The 16,182-nt window shown below is 66.3% G+C and carries 21 protein-coding genes and 1 riboswitch; of the genes, 11 read left to right on the top strand and 10 right to left on the bottom strand.

Features of this window, described 5'->3' with window-relative positions:
• Positions 1-163: 163 nt before the first annotated feature.
• Both HWX39_RS07760 and HWX39_RS07755 read right to left on the bottom strand, forming a co-directional pair.
• Positions 164-574 carry a GFA family protein gene (locus HWX39_RS07760; protein WP_175966717.1) on the bottom strand — a complete coding sequence of 137 codons (411 nt, stop codon included), beginning with the start codon at positions 572-574 and terminating at the stop codon, positions 164-166.
• Between the two features lie 147 nt (positions 575-721).
• Positions 722-1,513 carry an IclR family transcriptional regulator gene (locus HWX39_RS07755; protein ID WP_175966714.1) on the bottom strand — a complete coding sequence of 264 codons (792 nt, stop codon included), beginning with the start codon at positions 1,511-1,513 and terminating at the stop codon, positions 722-724.
• Positions 1,514-1,726: 213 nt separating this feature from the next.
• Here HWX39_RS07755 and HWX39_RS07750 point away from each other — a divergent pair, with 213 nt between their 5' ends.
• On the top strand, positions 1,727-2,914 hold the full coding sequence (locus HWX39_RS07750) for an acyl-CoA dehydrogenase (RefSeq protein ID WP_021157157.1): 1,188 nt from the start codon (positions 1,727-1,729) through the stop codon (positions 2,912-2,914).
• Positions 2,915-3,064: 150 nt separating this feature from the next.
• Here HWX39_RS07750 and HWX39_RS07745 read toward each other — a convergent pair whose 3' ends face one another.
• Positions 3,065-3,703, bottom strand: coding sequence for a peroxiredoxin (locus HWX39_RS07745; RefSeq protein WP_034182833.1), 639 nt, complete (start codon positions 3,701-3,703; stop codon positions 3,065-3,067).
• 318 nt (positions 3,704-4,021) lie between these two features.
• Here HWX39_RS07745 and HWX39_RS07740 point away from each other — a divergent pair, with 318 nt between their 5' ends.
• The 3 genes from HWX39_RS07740 to HWX39_RS07730 all read left to right on the top strand — a co-directional run bounded on the left by HWX39_RS07740 (position 4,022) and on the right by HWX39_RS07730 (position 5,324).
• Entirely contained in the window at positions 4,022-4,324 is a 303-nt protein-coding gene (locus HWX39_RS07740; RefSeq protein WP_006494044.1) for a YqjD family protein, read from the top strand.
• 123 nt (positions 4,325-4,447) lie between these two features.
• On the top strand, positions 4,448-4,837 hold the full coding sequence (locus HWX39_RS07735; RefSeq protein ID WP_175966712.1) for a phage holin family protein: 390 nt from the start codon (positions 4,448-4,450) through the stop codon (positions 4,835-4,837).
• Between the two features lie 43 nt (positions 4,838-4,880).
• Complete coding sequence (locus tag HWX39_RS07730) at positions 4,881-5,324, top strand: DUF3318 domain-containing protein (protein WP_046545015.1); 444 nt, start codon at positions 4,881-4,883, stop codon at positions 5,322-5,324.
• A gap of 57 nt (positions 5,325-5,381) precedes the next feature.
• Here the strand turns inward: HWX39_RS07730 and HWX39_RS07725 are convergent, their stop codons facing one another.
• From HWX39_RS07725 to glyA, 7 genes are all read right to left on the bottom strand, one after another.
• Entirely contained in the window at positions 5,382-5,828 is a 447-nt protein-coding gene (locus HWX39_RS07725; RefSeq protein WP_175966709.1) for a type IV pilin protein, read from the bottom strand.
• Positions 5,825-6,286 carry a hypothetical protein gene (locus tag HWX39_RS07720; RefSeq protein WP_175967649.1) on the bottom strand — a complete coding sequence of 154 codons (462 nt, stop codon included), beginning with the start codon at positions 6,284-6,286 and terminating at the stop codon, positions 5,825-5,827. The genes HWX39_RS07725 and HWX39_RS07720 overlap by 4 nt, the downstream gene beginning before the upstream one ends.
• Positions 6,287-6,489: 203 nt before the next feature.
• Positions 6,490-7,329: a PilW family protein gene (locus tag HWX39_RS07715; RefSeq protein ID WP_175966707.1), complete on the bottom strand. Its 840-nt coding sequence runs from the start codon at positions 7,327-7,329 to the stop codon at positions 6,490-6,492.
• Positions 7,313-7,714 (bottom strand): hypothetical protein, encoded by a 402-nt coding sequence (locus HWX39_RS07710; RefSeq protein ID WP_244134947.1) that lies wholly within the window; start codon positions 7,712-7,714, stop codon positions 7,313-7,315. The genes HWX39_RS07715 and HWX39_RS07710 overlap by 17 nt, the downstream gene beginning before the upstream one ends.
• Before the next feature lie 5 nt (positions 7,715-7,719).
• The gene (locus tag HWX39_RS07705; RefSeq protein WP_175966705.1) at positions 7,720-8,283 is read right to left on the bottom strand and encodes a GspH/FimT family pseudopilin; all 564 of its coding nucleotides are present in this window, start codon (positions 8,281-8,283) and stop codon (positions 7,720-7,722) included.
• 153 nt (positions 8,284-8,436) lie between these two features.
• The gene (gene nrdR / locus HWX39_RS07700; RefSeq protein WP_175966702.1) at positions 8,437-8,916 is read right to left on the bottom strand and encodes a transcriptional regulator NrdR; all 480 of its coding nucleotides are present in this window, start codon (positions 8,914-8,916) and stop codon (positions 8,437-8,439) included.
• Between the two features lie 6 nt (positions 8,917-8,922).
• Positions 8,923-10,170: a serine hydroxymethyltransferase gene (gene glyA, locus HWX39_RS07695; RefSeq protein ID WP_069255884.1), complete on the bottom strand. Its 1,248-nt coding sequence runs from the start codon at positions 10,168-10,170 to the stop codon at positions 8,923-8,925.
• A 137-nt stretch (positions 10,171-10,307) separates the two neighbouring features.
• Positions 10,308-10,408, bottom strand: a riboswitch (ZMP/ZTP riboswitch).
• Positions 10,409-10,589: 181 nt separating this feature from the next.
• Here glyA and HWX39_RS07690 point away from each other — a divergent pair.
• From HWX39_RS07690 to pal, 7 genes are all read left to right on the top strand, one after another.
• Positions 10,590-11,336, top strand: a complete 747-nt coding sequence (locus HWX39_RS07690) for an SDR family NAD(P)-dependent oxidoreductase (RefSeq protein ID WP_175966700.1) — start codon at positions 10,590-10,592, stop codon at positions 11,334-11,336.
• A 108-nt stretch (positions 11,337-11,444) separates the two neighbouring features.
• On the top strand, positions 11,445-11,930 hold the full coding sequence (gene ybgC, locus HWX39_RS07685; RefSeq protein ID WP_175966698.1) for a tol-pal system-associated acyl-CoA thioesterase: 486 nt from the start codon (positions 11,445-11,447) through the stop codon (positions 11,928-11,930).
• A gap of 130 nt (positions 11,931-12,060) precedes the next feature.
• The gene (gene tolQ, locus HWX39_RS07680; RefSeq protein WP_129513815.1) at positions 12,061-12,738 is read left to right on the top strand and encodes a protein TolQ; all 678 of its coding nucleotides are present in this window, start codon (positions 12,061-12,063) and stop codon (positions 12,736-12,738) included.
• Between the two features lie 10 nt (positions 12,739-12,748).
• Complete coding sequence (gene tolR / locus HWX39_RS07675; protein ID WP_031399575.1) at positions 12,749-13,198, top strand: protein TolR; 450 nt, start codon at positions 12,749-12,751, stop codon at positions 13,196-13,198.
• Complete coding sequence (tolA, locus tag HWX39_RS07670) at positions 13,195-14,247, top strand: cell envelope integrity protein TolA (protein ID WP_175966696.1); 1,053 nt, start codon at positions 13,195-13,197, stop codon at positions 14,245-14,247. The genes tolR and tolA overlap by 4 nt, the downstream gene beginning before the upstream one ends.
• A gap of 109 nt (positions 14,248-14,356) precedes the next feature.
• Positions 14,357-15,652 (top strand): Tol-Pal system beta propeller repeat protein TolB, encoded by a 1,296-nt coding sequence (gene tolB / locus HWX39_RS07665; RefSeq protein ID WP_175966694.1) that lies wholly within the window; start codon positions 14,357-14,359, stop codon positions 15,650-15,652.
• 17 nt (positions 15,653-15,669) lie between these two features.
• On the top strand, positions 15,670-16,182 hold the full coding sequence (gene pal / locus HWX39_RS07660) for a peptidoglycan-associated lipoprotein Pal (RefSeq protein ID WP_006484980.1): 513 nt from the start codon (positions 15,670-15,672) through the stop codon (positions 16,180-16,182).

The following is a 16,182-nucleotide window of genomic DNA, read 5'->3' as shown; positions in this document are numbered from 1 at the left end:
AATGCGGGATGCGGGTGATGCGGGTGATGCGGCGGGGAATCGGCCCGCCTGGCCTGCCCCGCCATCCGATGTCCGGCGATTGGTTGGCGGCCTCGTCGAAAGACCGGCTTCACGAAAGCGTGCGCTCCTCGTGTCCGGCACTGTCAGCGAAGGCGGTTACCGCTCAAGCCGTTCCGTCATCGTCGTACTTGGGCAGATCGTCGCCGATCTCGATGCCCGGGAAGCGATCCCCATACCAGACGTGCCAGGCCGGACGCAGCCGCGACGGCTCATCGAGCGTCGCGTAATTGATCTCGACCGTCTTGGGCGCATCGCCGAGCCGATATTCGAGCTGCGCGCCGCAACGGCCGCAGAAGCGCCGCTCGCCCCACGCGCTCGACGCATAGACCGTCGGCTCGCCTTGCAGGTATTCGAACGCGTCGATCGGCACCGATGCCGACGCGACGACCGCCGCGCCGGTCGTGCGCTGGCAGAGCCGGCAGTGGCAAAAACCGGCGTCGGCCGGAACATGGGTGATCCGGTACCGGATCGCCCCACATGCGCATCCGCCTTCCATCGGTTCTGCGTGAGACATGGCCAACCTCTGCGTGAATGAGCTGGCGATCGATCATGCGCGCGGTTCGCCCGTGGCACAACCAGCGGCGGCGGCGCCACCTCCACCTCGTCCGCTACCGCCCGTACCGGCTACCGGCAACCGAGCCCGTAGCGCTCGCCGCGCGGCTCAGGCCGTCTGCCCGAGGCGCTGCGCGAGCGCCTTCAGTTTCGGCCCGACCTGCGTCCGGAACACGTCCTCGTCCATCGACGATGCCGGGCCGCTGCAGCTCAGGATCAGCCAGCGCCCCTCGCGCGGCTCGCGAAACGGTACGGCCGCCGCGTTGACGTCCATGTGCCACGCCCGGAACGAATAGCAACAGCCCCCCGCCGAGAACTCGGCCACCGCCTGCTGCGCGGCGGCGACGAGCGCATCGGCGTCGGCCGCGCCGCCGGCCGCTCGATGCAGCTCCGCATAAAGCGCGCGGCGCACGTCCTCCGGTTGCACGGCCAGGTACGCGCGCCCCATCGAGCTCGTCAGCATCGACAGCCGCGAGCCGGGCGCGAGCCCGAGCGTCAGTGCGGTCTCGCTGCGGATCGTCTCCAGATAGATCATGTCGAGCCCGTCGCGGCAGCCGAGCGACACGGCCGCGCCGATGTCGCGCGCGAGCGCCTGCATGTGCGGCCGCGCGACGTCGATCGTCCCCGAGCCCGACAGCAGCGCGTAGCCGAGCGATAGCACGCCGGCGTCGAGCGCATACTTTCCGAGCGTCTCGTCGTAGCGCAGGTAGCCGAGCACGGTCAGCGTATAGGCGAGCCGGTTCACGGTCGCCTTCGGCAGTCCGGTGCGCTCCGCGAAGTCGCGGTTGCCGAGCATCGTCTCCCCGGGCCGGAATGCGCGCAACAGGTCGAGCCCGCGCGCGAGCGCGACGACGAACTTGCGTTCGTCGATCGTGGTTTCGTCGATGGTTGAAAGTGTCATCTGGTGCTACACTGGGTTGGATTTGCAAAACATTGTTCCGCACAGCGGAACTTCAGTCAAGCAAACTCTCAGGCATGGAACCCGGCTGAATCAGGGACCGACCGTAAAGGATGGGATCCGGGCTAGCGCTGAAGCGCCAACTCGGGTCGACCGCAAAGCATGGGACCCGAGTAAGCGCTAAAGCGCCAACTCGGGTCGACAGGAGATGAGACGATGAGTGCTGCTACTTTTCATTGGGACGATCCGCTGCTGCTCGACCAGCAACTGACCGAAGAAGAGCGGATGGTGCGCGATGCCGCGCAGGCGTACGCGCAGGACAAGCTCGCACCGCGCGTCACCGAAGCGTTCCGCCACGAACGCACCGACGCCGAAATCTTCCGCGAGATGGGCGAAGTCGGCCTGCTCGGCCCGACCATTCCCGAGGAATACGGCGGCCCCGGCCTCAATTACGTGAGCTACGGGCTGATCGCGCGCGAAGTCGAGCGCGTCGACTCGGGCTACCGGTCGATGATGTCCGTGCAGTCGTCGCTCGTGATGGTCCCGATCTACGAATTCGGCTCCGACGCGCAGAAGCAGAAATACCTGCCGAAGCTCGCCACCGGCGAATGGATCGGCTGCTTCGGGCTGACCGAGCCGAACCACGGCTCCGATCCGGGCAGCATGGTCACCCGCGCGAAGAAGGTGCCCGGCGGCTACTCGCTGTCCGGCGCGAAGATGTGGATCACGAACTCGCCGATCGCCGACGTGTTCGTCGTGTGGGCGAAGCTGGAAGAGAACGGCAAGGACGCGATCCGCGGTTTCATCCTCGAGAAAGGCTGGAAAGGCCTGTCGGCGCCCGCGATCCACGGCAAGGTCGGGCTGCGCGCATCGATCACCGGCGAGATCGTCCTCGATGAGGTGTTCGTACCGGAAGAGAACCTGATGCCGAACGTGAGCGGCCTGCGCGGCCCGTTCACGTGCCTGAACTCGGCCCGCTACGGGATCGCATGGGGCGCACTCGGCGCCGCCGAGTCCTGCTGGCACACCGCGCGCCAGTACGTGCTCGACCGCCAGCAGTTCGGCCGGCCGCTGGCCGCGAACCAGCTGATCCAGAAGAAGCTCGCGGACATGCAGACCGAAATCACGCTCGGCCTGCAAGGCGTGCTGCGCCTCGGCCGGATGAAGGACGAAGGCACGGCGGCCGTCGAGATCACGTCGATCATGAAGCGCAACTCGTGCGGCAAGGCACTCGACATCGCACGACTCGCGCGCGACATGCTCGGCGGCAACGGTATCTCCGACGAATTCGGCGTCGCGCGCCACCTCGTGAACCTCGAAGTGGTCAACACGTACGAAGGCACGCACGACATCCACGCGCTGATCCTCGGCCGCGCGCAGACGGGCATCCAGGCATTCTTCTGATCGTCCGGATACCGCGTGCGCGGCAGCCACGCCGCGCCCCGCACGCGCTAAAGACACGGCCCGCCCGGCATGACTGCCAGGCGGGCCGTTTTTCATCCGATCCGCGCGCCGGGCCGCCGGCCCGGTATCGCGTTCATCGGCAGCCGATGCTTACTTGTTCGGCTGCGGCGTGAGACGCAGATACGGACGCACCGCGTTGAAGCCCTTCGGGAAGCGCTTCTTCAGCTCTTCCGGATCCTGCAGCGACGGGACGATCACGACGTCGTCGCCATCCTTCCAGTTGCCGGGCGTCGCGACCTTGTAGTTGTCGGTCAGCTGCAGCGAGTCGATCACGCGCAGCACTTCGTCGAAGTTGCGCCCCGTGCTGGCCGGGTACGTAATGGTGAGCCGCACCTTCTTGTTCGGGTCGATCACGAACAGCGAACGCACCGTCAGCGTTTCGTTCGCGTTCGGGTGGATCATGTCGTACAGTTGGGAAACCTTGCGGTCCGCATCGGCGATGATCGGGAAACCGACGACCGTCGACTGCGTTTCGTTGATGTCGTTGATCCAGCCCTTGTGCGATTCGACACCGTCGACCGACAGCGCGATCACTTTGACGTTGCGCTTCTCGAATTCGCCCTTCAGCTTCGAGGTCAGCCCGAGTTCGGTCGTGCACACCGGCGTGTAGTCGGCCGGATGGGAGAACAGGACACCCCAGCTGTCGCCCAGCCACTCGTGAAACTTGATCGGGCCCAGGCTCGATTCCTGCTCGAAATCCGGTGCGATGTCGCCAAGACGCAGACTCATGATGTTCCCTCCTCGAACGATGCTGGTTGAAACCGCGCCCGGGTCGGCGCGGGAAAGTGTGTCAGCTTACGGGAAGCAAGGGGGCATGCGAACGATTATTCCGTTTGATATTCATACTTTTTTGTCATTTTTGCCCGGTGCCGGTGCCCGACGGACGTTCACGCGGGAAACTTTTCACCCCGTTTGCCGCTCTGTTGATGATTACAAGTCGTTTACCATGCGGTCTTGCACTGCCGTCGTGTATCTTCCCGGCTCGCCAGCAGGCAGGCGTTTCGTTACGATGTGAACCTGCAGCATGACAGCACGAAGGGAGTTGCAATGTCGGAAATCAACAAGGAGAAACTGATGTCGGATATCAAAACCGTTCTCTCGGACGCTGAAGACCTGCTCAAGCAAGCTGCGAGCAGCACGGGCGACCGTGCGGCCGAGCTGCGCGAGAAAGCCATGTCGCGCCTGAAGCAGGCCAAGGAAAAGGCGGCCGACGTCCAGGTCGTGGTGGTCGAGAAAGGCAAGAAGGCCGCACGCGCGACCGACGATTACGTGCACGAGCATCCGTGGACGTCGATCGGCGTCGCCGCCGGCGTCGGCGTGCTGATCGGCCTGCTGATCAACCGCAAGTAACGCGCTCTGCGCCGTTTCGTCCCGTCGGCCGCGTCGCGCGGCCCGCGGGCGTCGAAGCCAGCCGGCGGTTTCCGCCGGCCGGCTTTGTCCTAGCTGCACACTGCACGCGTACGCACCACACCCATGACGACAGACACCACCTCGCAGCCGTCCGGCCAAGGACCGCTGCGCCGCCTCGTCGGCTCCGCGATCGGACTTCTGCAAACGCGCCTCGAACTGGTGGGCATCGAGCTTGCCGAGGAAAAGGAGCGCCTGATGGGCGTGCTGTTCCTCGGGCTCATCGCAATGATGCTTGCGACGATGGCACTCATCAGCCTGACCGTACTCGTTGCGATCGCGTTCTGGGATACCTATCGCTGGCAGTCGCTCGCGGCGATCACCGCGCTGTATGCAGCAGGCGGGATCGTGTGCGCACTGAAGGCCCGCGCCGGCCTGCGCGACGCCCCGACCGTGTTCGAGGCGACGCTCGCCGAACTCGAGAAAGACCGCGAACTGTTCCGCGGCAAGCCGTGAACGCAGTCGCGCTCACCCCTTCCACCTACTTCGCCGACGCGCCATGAGCCAGAACGTCACGGGCAATTCACCCCGCTCCCATTCGTCGCGATCGAACTGGAGCGCGTCGCAGCATCGCGCGCTCCGCAAGGAACTGCTGATCCTGCGATCCGAAGTCGAGCGGCTCGAACTCGCGGAAGCCGCCGGCGAAATGCGCCAGGCCGTCACGCGCTTCAGCTGGCTCAAGGTGTTCATCCCCGGCCTGTCCAGCAACAAGTTCAGCCAGTCTGCCAAGAACCTGAACGCGAGCCTCGGCCAGCTCGTCAACCAGTATCCGATGCTGAGCTCGCTCGCATCGCTCGTGCTCGCAAAACCCGTTCGCTCGCTGCTGCGCGCGAGCGCGGGGCCCGCGCTGAAGTGGGGCACCCTCGGTTTCGCGGCATGGGAGGTCTACCGGATCTGGAAGCAATCCCGCGACGAGCGCGGGCTCGACACGCACGACGACTGACCGTCGGCATCCTGCGCGCACACGGCCAAGCGCCGTGTGCGCGCCTTCCCTCCGAACTCAACGCGCACCCCAGCACGCCGCGACCTGTCCGTCGGCGCCATCACTCCGCACATTGCCTTTCGTCCCGTCCGAGCGCAGCGTGAATGCACCGCACGCATCGTCGTGCATCGGGCCCGTGTCGAACGGGATTGCCTCCAGTTCGTAACTCACCGGCGAATCGCCGCCGTCCGGCCGCCTGAGCGCCACTCGATAGATCGCGCGCCCGTTCGGCGGCGCTTGCGTGAGCGCCATCGGCAATGCCGAAGGCGGCACACCCTCCAGTGTTTCGAGATATTGGGCCGCCCGGTACAACGCGGCGACCGCCGACGCGCGATGAACGCGCACCACATGCTCGCGATACGACGGGATGCCCCACGCGGCCAGCACCGCGACGATCGCGAGCACGATCATCAGCTCGATCAGCGTGAATCCGGCCGAGCGGTACACGGACGTGCGACCGTTCATCGAAGCGCCGTCGCGACGCGACGCCAGTGCAGGGCGACGATGTATCCGTCGCGGATTGCGACCTGATGCTGCAGCCAGACGGCGCTCGATGCATGCGCACCCACGCCACGCGCGGTGACGACGTAAGCGCGGCCGCCGACCGGCCCTGCTCCGCGCCACGCTTCGATCAGGCATCGAGGCGGTTGCGCAGCCATCGGCCATCCGGCGAACGGCGCGAACGCTTCGGCGGCCGCCAGCGCCGGCATTCGCCGCCACGCGTCGGGCTCCGCGTGCGACTCGCCTTCGCTCACGTACGCCGCCGAGCCCCGGCGCAATCGCGCGGTACACGCAGCAAGCGCGGCATCGGCCGCGTGGAATGCGACCAGCCGGTCGGACAACGCGCGCGTGCGGCGCGATTCCGTCAGTGCGGCTTCGAACCACGTGCCTGTCAGTGCCGCCACCGCCGCGCCAACCGCGATCACCGCGGGCAATGCAAGGCCCGCTTCGCGACGCCGAGCGCGGACGGCCGACCGCGATCGTATGTGCGGCGCTTGCCGGCTCGCCATCAGGACTTTCGCATCTGCTGCCTGCCGCAGATCGTCACCGCTTGTTTCGCTTCGCTCATGCCTGTTGCGTGTCGCGACGCACCGCGACCTCTCCCGCGCATACTGCCCCGCTCCGCTCATCGCAGCACCTCGCGCTCATCGATCGCATCGCGCGACGTACCGTCGAATGCGCGCACGGCATTCCTCAATGCAACGATGCGATCGAGCGTCAGACGCGCGCGGCCGTCTTGCGCAACGACAGTGCGGCCGTCGCAGTCGACATGCCGCAGCGGCTCGCCCGCCAGTTCGCCGCGCGCCCGCACGCAGACATGCACGGCCACGACATCGCGCCAGTCGTCACCGCGCAGCGCATCGGCATCGACAAACTGCGTGCCGCCGCGGCGAAGATAGCGCAACCGCAACTGATCGATTCCCGACACGGCCGGCTGCGGCGTACCCGGACGGCCGTTTCCTTCGCAATACAGCTCAGGCTCGCCGGTCGACGGACTGGTGTGCACATCGAAGCGGTTCTCCACCGGCGCACGTTCGCCGGGCACGCCGACACCCTGCCCGAGGCAATCCGACACCTGGCCGCTGACGGTGGGCCACGTCGACACGGCATCGCCGACGTAGCGGATCAGCAGCGCGTCCGACGCAGCGCGCACGGGCTCGCACCGGACCTGTGCGCCATCGCCCCTCACGCGCGCCATCGAACAGCCGAACACCGGCGGCAACGACGCCATCGCTTCCGCATCGAGCGGCCGGAATCCTGCCATCTGGATCTCCTGGCCAATCAGCAACAGTGCGGTGCCGGCTGCATCGCGCATCCGGAACCCGTCGTCCGCGCGCCGCTGTGCGACGCGCTGCGCGTGGTACAGCGCACCGGCCGCCGCAAGCACGAGCAGACCGACGGTCATCGCAATCAACACTTCAAGCAGCGTATGCGCACGCATGCGGCGATCAACGTTCATCGGCATCAGCCTCCCGATACGGAATCCGGACGCACGATGGCGGCTGCGCCGACCGGCCCGCCGTGTCGCATCGCGGCCCGGTAGCCGCATTGCCGCCTTGCCAGCCGACAACCGCGTAGCGGACGCCACCCGGCCCGTCGCCGCGCAACATCGCGCCGCCGGGCAGCGACGCGGCGGCCCGCGCCGCGAGGCCATCGTCGGCCTGCGCGGCCACGCGCAAGCGCTCGATACGCGCATCGGCCATCCACAGCGCGCGTTCGCGCCAGATCGTCGCGCGCTGCGCACGCGCCATCGCAAGCTGGCTGCCCGCCACGGCCAGCATCACGGTCGCGAGCAGCGCGATGGCCAGCATCGCTTCGATCAGCGACGTGCCGCGCATTGCGTTGCGCATGGCGCTCACGCCGCGTCGCAGCGGCCGGCGACAACCCGTGCCCGACCGCCGGCCGCAATCCGCACGCAACGCGATACATGCGCGTCGCCGCCCCCCGGCACGTCGCGTCGCGGACGCAATTCGAAGCGCCGGATGCCACCGATTGCCTGACCGGCCGGCGGCGCGAACGCGAGATCGTGCGCGGCACCCGCGACGGCCACTTCGGCATCGCGCGGATAGCGCCTCAGCACGCGCGACTGCCCGTCGACTTGCCCGCTGACGATCCAGTCGCACGACCATTCGGCCGAATCGCACCGCTCGCCGGCGCGCAGACAGGTGCTGCCGCTCCCGGCCCGGCACAGCGTAACGCGCACGCCAAGACGCGTCGCCTCGGTACGTGCAAACGACAGCGCACCAAGCAACGCACGCGAGCGTGCGTCCACACGCTCACGCATGCGCCACTGGTCGAATGCGGGCGCCGCATGGAGCGCGAGCCCGGCCGCCAGCGAGATGGCGACCATCAGCTCGGCGAGCGTGAACCCGCTCGAGCGTCGCAACGGATTTTTCAGGGGGGGAGCGTGCAGTCCCATCGCAGTCGTCCTTCGCCAAGGTGATGCGACGACTGTAGCGGCACGTGCGGACGCGCGCCATTTGCCGAATGGCCGACTGGCGGCATGCGATCGCGACCGACACAATCGGCGCGAACTGATCCAACGGAGAAGACGATGAACGGACGCAGCGCGTCAGCGCTTACGCGGAGTCTTGGCGGGAGAGGCGCGACGGAACTCTTCGATCACGTCGGCAAATTCGGAAACGTCCTCGAACCGGCGATACACCGATGCGAAACGGACATAAGCGATCGTATCGAGGCCGCGCAACTCGTTCATCACGAGTTCGCCGAGCTTCTCGCTACGCACTTCGCGCTCGCCTGTCGCGAGCAGTTGATATTCGACGCGGGCGACCGCCGCGTCGATCGCGTCGGCAGCAACAGGCCGCTTGCGCAGCGCGAGTTGCATGCTGGCGACGATCTTGCGACGGTCGAATTCCGTGCGGCTGCCGTCCTTCTTCACGACGAACGGCAGGGACAACTCGACCCGCTCGTACGTCGTGAAGCGCTTGTCGCAAGCCGAGCAGCGACGGCGCCGCCGGATCGCGGCGCCATCTTCGGACACGCGGGAATCCACGACCTGCGTGTCGTCATGCCGGCAGAACGGGCAGCGCATCGTCGATCAGCGATAGACCGGGAAACGCTTGGTCAGCTCGGCAACCTGTGCACGCACGCGCTCGATCGTCGCTGCATCTTCCGGGTTGTCCAGCACGTCCGCGATCAGGTTGCCCACCTGTTCCGCTTCCGCCGGGCCGAAGCCGCGCGTCGTCATCGCGGGCGAGCCCAGACGAATACCGCTCGTCACGAACGGCTTTTCCGGATCGTTCGGGATCGCGTTCTTGTTCACCGTGATGTGCGCCGCGCCCAGCGCCGCTTCCGCTGCCTTGCCCGTGATGTGCTTCGCGCGCAGGTCCACCAGCATCACGTGGCTTTCCGTACGGCCCGACACGATCCGCAGGCCCCGCTTCACCAGCGTTTCCGCCAGCACCCGTGCGTTCTCGACCACCTTCTCCTGGTACGCCTTGAACTCCGGCGACAGCGCTTCCTTGAACGCCACCGCCTTCCCCGCGATCACGTGCATCAGCGGGCCGCCCTGGATCCCCGGGAAGATCGCCGAATTGATCGGCTTCTCGTACTCCGCCTTCATCAGGATCACGCCGCCGCGCGGGCCACGCAGGCTCTTGTGCGTGGTCGTCGTCACGAAGTCGGCGTGCGGCACCGGGTTCGGATACACGCCTGCCGCGATCAGGCCGGCGTAGTGCGCCATGTCGACCATCAGATACGCGCCGACCGACTTCGCGATCTTCGCCAGGCGTTCGAAATCGATCTTCAGCGAGAACGCCGACGCGCCCGCGACGATCAGCTTCGGCTTGTGTTCCTGCGCCAGCTTCTCGGCTGCTTCGTAGTCGATGTCTTCGTTCTCGTTCAGGCCGTAGCTCACCACGTTGAACCACTTGCCCGACATGTTCACCGGCGAGCCGTGCGTCAGGTGGCCGCCGTGCGCGAGGCTCATGCCCATGATCGTGTCGCCCGGCTTGAGCATCGCGAAGAACACGCCCTGGTTCGCCTGCGAACCCGAGTTCGGCTGCACGTTCGCGGCTTCCGCGCCGAACAGCTGCTTCACGCGATCGATCGCCAGTTGCTCGACCACGTCGACGTATTCGCAGCCGCCGTAGTAGCGCTTGCCCGGATACCCTTCCGCGTATTTGTTCGTGAGTTGCGAACCCTGCGCGGCCATCACCGCCGGGCTCGTGTAGTTTTCCGACGCGATCAGCTCGATGTGATCTTCCTGGCGGCGGTTTTCCTGCTCGATCGCGGCAAAGATTTCGGGATCGACGTTCGCAATGGTGCTTTGGGCTCTGTCAAACATACGGTTTCCGTTAAGTGTGTACAGGTTGACCGGAGCGGCCGAGTACGGTGCGCTGCTGGCGGGACCAGCTCGACGTGGCGGAAGAATCCGTATGACGCGAGGCAGGACAGCCACCGGCAATGCACGCGACGGCGCACAACGGCTGCCCAGGCGAACGGCAAGAACGGCGCCCCGCGCTTCACGGTGGGATGCTCCACCTTGAACCCGAAGGGTTCTATCGCCAGTCACGCAGGGGTGATGAGCGCGTTAGTGTATTGGATGCGTCATGAATAGGCAACCGCCCGGCGGTGCGCCGCAAGCCATTGGGGCCAGACTCTGCGCGCCCGTGCGGGAACGCTTTGCCGCCTTGCCGCGGTGCGGCAATCTCAGTAGGCTTGCGGGATACTTACCCGCTATTTTGTCATCGACCAGGAGCAGCAATGATCGTGTTCGTCACAGGCGCGTCCGCCGGCTTCGGCGCCGCCATCGCCCGTGCCTTCGTCAACGGAGGCCACCGCGTCGTCGCGACCGCGCGCCGCAAGGATCGTCTCGATGCGCTCGCCGCCGAACTCGGCGATGCCCTTCTGCCGCTCGAGCTCGACGTCCGCGACCGCGCGGCCGTCGAGGCCGTGCCGGCCGCCCTTCCCGCCGAATTCGCAGCACTCGACGTGCTCGTCAACAACGCCGGCCTCGCGCTCGGTGTCGAGCCGGCCCAAAAGGCCAGCCTCGACGAATGGCACACGATGATCGACACGAACTGCACGGGCCTCGTTACGGTCACGCACGCGCTGCTGCCCGGCATGATCGCGCGGGGCCGCGGCCATATCTTCAATCTCGGCTCGGTCGCCGGCACCTATCCGTATCCGGGCGGAAACGTATACGGCGCGACCAAGGCTTTTGTCCGACAATTCAGCCTGAACCTGCGCGCCGACCTGATCGGTACGCCGTTGCGCGTGACCGACATCGAGCCGGGCCTGTGCGGCGGCACAGAATTCTCGAACGTCCGCTTCCGCGGCGACGACGCGAAGGCGGCGAACGTCTACCAGAACGTCCAGCCGCTCACGGCCGAGGACATCGCCGACACGATCTACTGGATCGCGACGCGCCCGGCGCACGTGAATATCAACACGATCGAGATGATGCCGGTCGCCCAGGCACCGGCCGGCCTCGCGATTCATCGCGGCTGAGCCGTCGCATGCAGCCGTGGGCCCGCCTCCGGGCGGCCCGCGGCATGCTACACCGTACTACATTCCGTTACGAAACCGTTACGAATCAGGCTTCCGCCTTCCGGTAGAATGCGCGCCATGACCCAGCCTACCCGCTCGCCGGAAGCGCCCTCCGGCTTCATCTGGCCGGTGCGCGTGTACTACGAGGATACCGACGCAGGCGGCATCGTCTTCTATGCCAACTACCTGAAGTTCTTCGAACGCGCCCGCACCGAGTGGCTGCGCGCATGCGGCATCGACCAGCGTCAGCTCGCCGACGATACCGACGCGATCTTCGTCGTTCGCAGCACGTCGCTCGACTACCGCGCACCGGCGCGACTCGACGACACACTGGCGATTACGAGCCAGCCCGGACGCATCGGCCGCGCATCGGTGGAATTCACACAGGAAGCCTGGTGCGGGAACACGCTGCTCGTGGTCGGACACATCCGTCTCGGCTGCGTCGACCGTACCGGCATCCGGCCCGCGGCCATCCCGCCGGCCGTGCTCGACGCGCTGCAGCACGGGCCCGTCATCGACACCGGGCAGACTGTATTGTCAACGAAGCTCGCCTGAGCCCCGTTTAGACAAAGCCCATGAACTTGCCTTTCTGATTCGATACTAAGCAAGGTTCGGCGTCAGGCATGGCCGGCGCGCCGCGCCGCACGCATACCGGGCGCCCCGAAGGGACGTTACTCAAACCTCTATGAACACTTCTCAAGACCTGTCGATCATTTCCCTCGTCCTCAACGCGAGCGTGCTGGCCCAGGCCGTGATGGGGCTGCTGTTGCTGCTGTCGCTGATGTCGTGGACCTTCATCTTCCGCAAGTGGTTTGCGATCCGCCGCGCACGCGCGCAGACCGAACGCTTCGAGAAGGATTTCTGGTCGGGCGGCGACCTGCAGGCGCTGTACCAGAGCGCCGCCAACAACCGCCACACGATCGGCGCGCTCGAGCGCATCTTCGAATCGGGCATGCGCGAGTTCCTGAAGGGGAAGGAAAAGCGCATCAGCGATCCGGGCCTCGTGCTCGACGGTGCACGCCGTGCGATGCGCGCGTCGTTCCAGCGTGAAATGGATGTGCTCGAGGCGAACCTCGCGTTCCTCGCATCGGTCGGCTCGGTCAGCCCGTACATCGGTCTGTTCGGCACGGTCTGGGGGATCATGAACTCGTTCCGCGGCCTCGCGAACGTGCAGCAGGCCACGCTCGCGAACGTCGCACCGGGCATCGCCGAGGCGCTCGTCGCCACCGCGATCGGCCTGTTCGCCGCGATTCCGGCGGTGGTCGCGTACAACCGCTACGCGCACGACATCGACCGCCTCGCGATCCGTTTCGAGACCTTCATCGAAGAGTTCTCGAACATCCTGCAGCGTCAGGCCCAGTAAGGAGCGCGCCATGGCAGGAAGTCCCATCCGATCCAGCATGCGCGGCGGCCGCTCGCGCCGCGCAATGGCCGACATCAACGTCGTGCCGTACATCGACGTGATGCTGGTGCTGCTCGTGATCTTCATGGTCACCGCACCGCTCGTCGCCCCGTCGATCATCAACCTGCCGACCGTCGGCAACGCCGCGCCGCAGGAGCAGACGCCGCCCGTCGTCGTCAACATCAAGGCCGATCGCACGATGAGCGTCAAGTACAAGGGCGACTCCGGCGCGACCCAGGAAGACACGATGACGAAGGCCGAGCTCGACAGCTTCATTGCGGCCCGGCAGGCCGACCATCCCGACCAGCCAGTCGTGATCGCGGCCGACAAGACCGTGCAGTACGATGCAGTCATGACCGTGATGTCCGATCTGAAGGCGCGCGGCGTCAAGCGCGTCGGCCTCCTCGTCAAATCGCAATGAACCGGCAGCAATCCACGCGCAGCTCCGCCTACCCGCCTCAGCCTCCCCGCGAGCGGGGCACCTGGCGCGCATTCGCGCTCGCCGCGCTGATGCACGTGCTGCTCGCGCTGTTCCTCTATCACGGCGTGCAGTGGCAGAACAGCACCCCGGCGGGCGCCGAAGCCGAGCTGTGGACCGAGGTGCCCGATGTCCCCGCGCCGCGGCCCGTTGTCACACCCGCACCGCCCGTGAAGGTCGCGCCGCCCGCACCCCCGGTGCGCGACGAGCAGGCCGACATCGCGCTGCAGCAGAAGAAGCGGCAGCAGGAAGCCGCCGCGCGTGAAGCGCTGCTCGAACAGCAGCGCCGCGCGGAGCAACTGAAGGCCCAGCAGGAACAGGAAGCCCGACGCGCGCAGCTCGCAGCGCAGGCAGCCGCGCTCGCCGCGCAGAAGGCCGCGGAACGCGACAAGCAGAAGCAGGCCGACAAGCTCAAGCAACAGCAGCTCGCCGAACAGCAGAAACTCGAACAGCAGAAGCTCCAGCAGCAGAAGCAGGCGCAGCTCGAAGCGCAGCAGGCGGCGAAGGCGAAGGCCGACGCGGCCGCGAAGGCAAAGGCGGAAGCCCAGGCCAAGGCGAAGGCCGAAGCCACGGCGCGCGCGAAGGCCAATGCGGCGGCGAACGCGAAGCTCGACCGCGAGCGCAGCGCCCGCCTGGCGCAGATGCAGGGCCTGTCCGGCGCCGGTGAAGGCGGCGGCGAAGGCCTCGCGAAAAGCGGCACGGGCACGGGCTCAGGCGGCAATGCCGCAACGCCCGGCTATGCCGACAAGGTGCGCCGCCGCGTCAAACCGAACATCGTTTGGGGCGGCGAGCGAGCAGGCCTGACCACCGTCGTCAAGATTCGGTGCACGCCGTCCGGTGACGTATTGAGCGCATCGGTTTCCCGCTCCAGCGGGAATTCGGGGTGGGATCAAGCCGTGGTCAATGCGATCCACGCATCGGTCCCGTTGCCGCCCGATTCTAACGGTCGTACCCCGTCGGACATTACGATTACCTTCAAGGCGGCGGAGTGAAAGGAAATGCGCTTACACTCCGGGCGTCGCTGTCGGACGGGAACGAATCGGGTATTTTTACGGTCTCTGCCGTTGCGCAGCGATCCAAGCCATACGGGAAGCAAGAAGCATGAGTTTGATGACAAAGCTAGGTTTCAGGGCACTCGTGGCCTCGTGTCTGATTACGGCGGGCAGCGCCGCTAACGCCCAGGTCAACGTGCTGATCACCGGTGTCGGGTCGACCCAGTTCCCCATCGCCACCGCGAATTTCGCGAACGAGGCGAACCTGCCGCAGCAGGTCACGTCGATCGTCCGTGCCGATCTCGCCCGCAGCGGCAAATTCACCAACATCGACGCGGGCAGCACGCCCGTGCCCGAGACCGCCTCGGTCGATCTCGGCGCATGGAAGGCAAAGGGCGCCAATGCGTTCGTCGCCGGCAGCGTGAACCGCGAGGCGAACGGCCAGTACAAGGTCAACTTTATCCTGTACGACACCGTGAAGCAGCAAAGCCTCGGCGGCCTGTCGCTGACGGCCACCGACACCATGCTGCGCACGGCCGGCCACAAGATCGCCGACTACATCTACCAGAAGCTGCTCGGCGTGCGCGGCGTGTTCGCCACGCGCCTGTCGTACGTGATCAAGACGGGCAACCGCTACCAGTTGCAGATCTCGGATTCGGACGGCCAGAACCCGCGCATCGCGCTGTCGAGCACCGAGCCGATCATCTCGCCGTCGTGGTCGCCGAGCGGCACGAAGGTCGCGTACGTGTCGTTCGAGCGCAAGAAGCCGATCGTCTACATCCACGACCTGCCGACCGGCCGCCGCTACATCGTCTCCGACCAGAAGGGCAACAACAGCGCACCGGCCTGGTCGCCGGACGGCAACACGCTGGCCGTCGCGCTGTCGCTGACGGGCAATACGCAAATCTATACGGTCAACTCGACGGGCGGCGGCCTGCGCCGCCTCACGCAGAGCAGCTCGATCGACACCGAGCCGTTCTACTCGCCGGATGGCCGCTGGATCTACTTCACGAGCGATCGCGGCGGCGCGCCGCAGATCTACCGGATGTCCGCACAGGGCGAAAGCGCCGGTGCGGCGCAGCGCGTGACCTTCACGGGCAGCTACAACACGAGTCCGCGCATCAGCCCGGACGGCAAGCTGCTCGCTTACATCTCCCGCACGGGCGGGGGCTTCAAGCTGTACGTTCAGGATCTGCAGACCGGCGCGGCGAACGCCATCACGAATACGAATCGCGACGAATCGCCGAGCTTCGCGGCAAACGGCCAGTACCTTCTGTACGCTACCCAGTCGGGTGGTCGCAATGTTCTGGCAGCAGTGCCCTCCGACGGCAGCGCGCCGCCGCAAATCCTGTCCGTCCAGGGCGGCTCCGTTCGTGAGCCGTCGTGGGGGCCCTTCATGCAATGACCACAAGGAGAGTAATCATGATGTCGAATAAAGCTCGTCTGGCCCTGGCCGTGATGATGATCAGCGCGCTCGCAGCGTGCAAGTCGGGCGTGAAGCTCGACGACAAGGCAAACAACGCGGGTGCAGTCAGCACGCAACCGAGCGCCGACAACGTCGCGCAAGTGAACGTCGATCCGCTGAACGACCCGAACAGCCCGCTCGCGAAGCGCAGCATCTACTTCGACTTCGACAGCTATTCGGTGAAGGACGAGTACCAGCCGCTGATGCAGCAGCACGCTCAGTACCTGAAGAGCCACCCGCAACGCCACGTGCTGATCCAGGGCAACACCGACGAACGCGGCACGAGCGAGTACAACCTCGCGCTGGGCCAGAAGCGCGCGGAAGCCGTCCGTCGTGCGATGGCACTGCTCGGCGTGAACGATTCGCAAATGGAAGCCGTGAGCCTCGGCAAGGAAAAGCCGCAGGCAACGGGTCACGACGAAGCATCGTGGGCGCAGAACCGTCGCGCCGACCTCGTCTACCAACAGTAA

The sequence above is a fragment of the Burkholderia sp. BCC0322 genome (assembly GCF_902833045.1).
Taxonomy (GTDB): Bacteria; Pseudomonadota; Gammaproteobacteria; order Burkholderiales; family Burkholderiaceae; genus Burkholderia.
This window is presented reverse-complemented; position numbering and strand designations above follow the sequence as displayed.

Excerpts from the sequence above, each read along its gene's own strand:
- HWX39_RS07710 (WP_244134947.1), bottom strand. The coding sequence starts at position 7,714 with ATGCGCAACGCAATGCGCGGCACGTCGCTGATCGAAGCGATGCTGGCC.
- HWX39_RS07745 (WP_034182833.1), bottom strand. The coding sequence starts at position 3,703 with ATGAGTCTGCGTCTTGGCGACATCGCACCGGATTTCGAGCAGGAATCG.
- tolA (WP_175966696.1), top strand. The coding sequence starts at position 13,195 with ATGAACCGGCAGCAATCCACGCGCAGCTCCGCCTACCCGCCTCAGCCT.
- HWX39_RS07760 (WP_175966717.1), bottom strand. The coding sequence starts at position 574 with ATGTCTCACGCAGAACCGATGGAAGGCGGATGCGCATGTGGGGCGATC.
- tolB (WP_175966694.1), top strand. The coding sequence starts at position 14,357 with ATGAGTTTGATGACAAAGCTAGGTTTCAGGGCACTCGTGGCCTCGTGT.
- HWX39_RS07755 (WP_175966714.1), bottom strand. The coding sequence starts at position 1,513 with ATGACACTTTCAACCATCGACGAAACCACGATCGACGAACGCAAGTTC.
- HWX39_RS07715 (WP_175966707.1), bottom strand. The coding sequence starts at position 7,329 with ATGCCGATGAACGTTGATCGCCGCATGCGTGCGCATACGCTGCTTGAA.
- HWX39_RS07705 (WP_175966705.1), bottom strand. The coding sequence starts at position 8,283 with ATGGGACTGCACGCTCCCCCCCTGAAAAATCCGTTGCGACGCTCGAGC.
- ybgC (WP_175966698.1), top strand. The coding sequence starts at position 11,445 with ATGCGCGCCATGACCCAGCCTACCCGCTCGCCGGAAGCGCCCTCCGGC.
- tolR (WP_031399575.1), top strand. The coding sequence starts at position 12,749 with ATGGCAGGAAGTCCCATCCGATCCAGCATGCGCGGCGGCCGCTCGCGC.
- glyA (WP_069255884.1), bottom strand. The coding sequence starts at position 10,170 with ATGTTTGACAGAGCCCAAAGCACCATTGCGAACGTCGATCCCGAAATC.
- nrdR (WP_175966702.1), bottom strand. The coding sequence starts at position 8,916 with ATGCGCTGCCCGTTCTGCCGGCATGACGACACGCAGGTCGTGGATTCC.
- HWX39_RS07735 (WP_175966712.1), top strand. The coding sequence starts at position 4,448 with ATGACGACAGACACCACCTCGCAGCCGTCCGGCCAAGGACCGCTGCGC.
- tolQ (WP_129513815.1), top strand. The coding sequence starts at position 12,061 with ATGAACACTTCTCAAGACCTGTCGATCATTTCCCTCGTCCTCAACGCG.
- HWX39_RS07750 (WP_021157157.1), top strand. The coding sequence starts at position 1,727 with ATGAGTGCTGCTACTTTTCATTGGGACGATCCGCTGCTGCTCGACCAG.
- HWX39_RS07690 (WP_175966700.1), top strand. The coding sequence starts at position 10,590 with ATGATCGTGTTCGTCACAGGCGCGTCCGCCGGCTTCGGCGCCGCCATC.
- HWX39_RS07730 (WP_046545015.1), top strand. The coding sequence starts at position 4,881 with ATGAGCCAGAACGTCACGGGCAATTCACCCCGCTCCCATTCGTCGCGA.
- HWX39_RS07725 (WP_175966709.1), bottom strand. The coding sequence starts at position 5,828 with ATGAACGGTCGCACGTCCGTGTACCGCTCGGCCGGATTCACGCTGATC.
- HWX39_RS07740 (WP_006494044.1), top strand. The coding sequence starts at position 4,022 with ATGTCGGAAATCAACAAGGAGAAACTGATGTCGGATATCAAAACCGTT.
- pal (WP_006484980.1), top strand. The coding sequence starts at position 15,670 with ATGATGTCGAATAAAGCTCGTCTGGCCCTGGCCGTGATGATGATCAGC.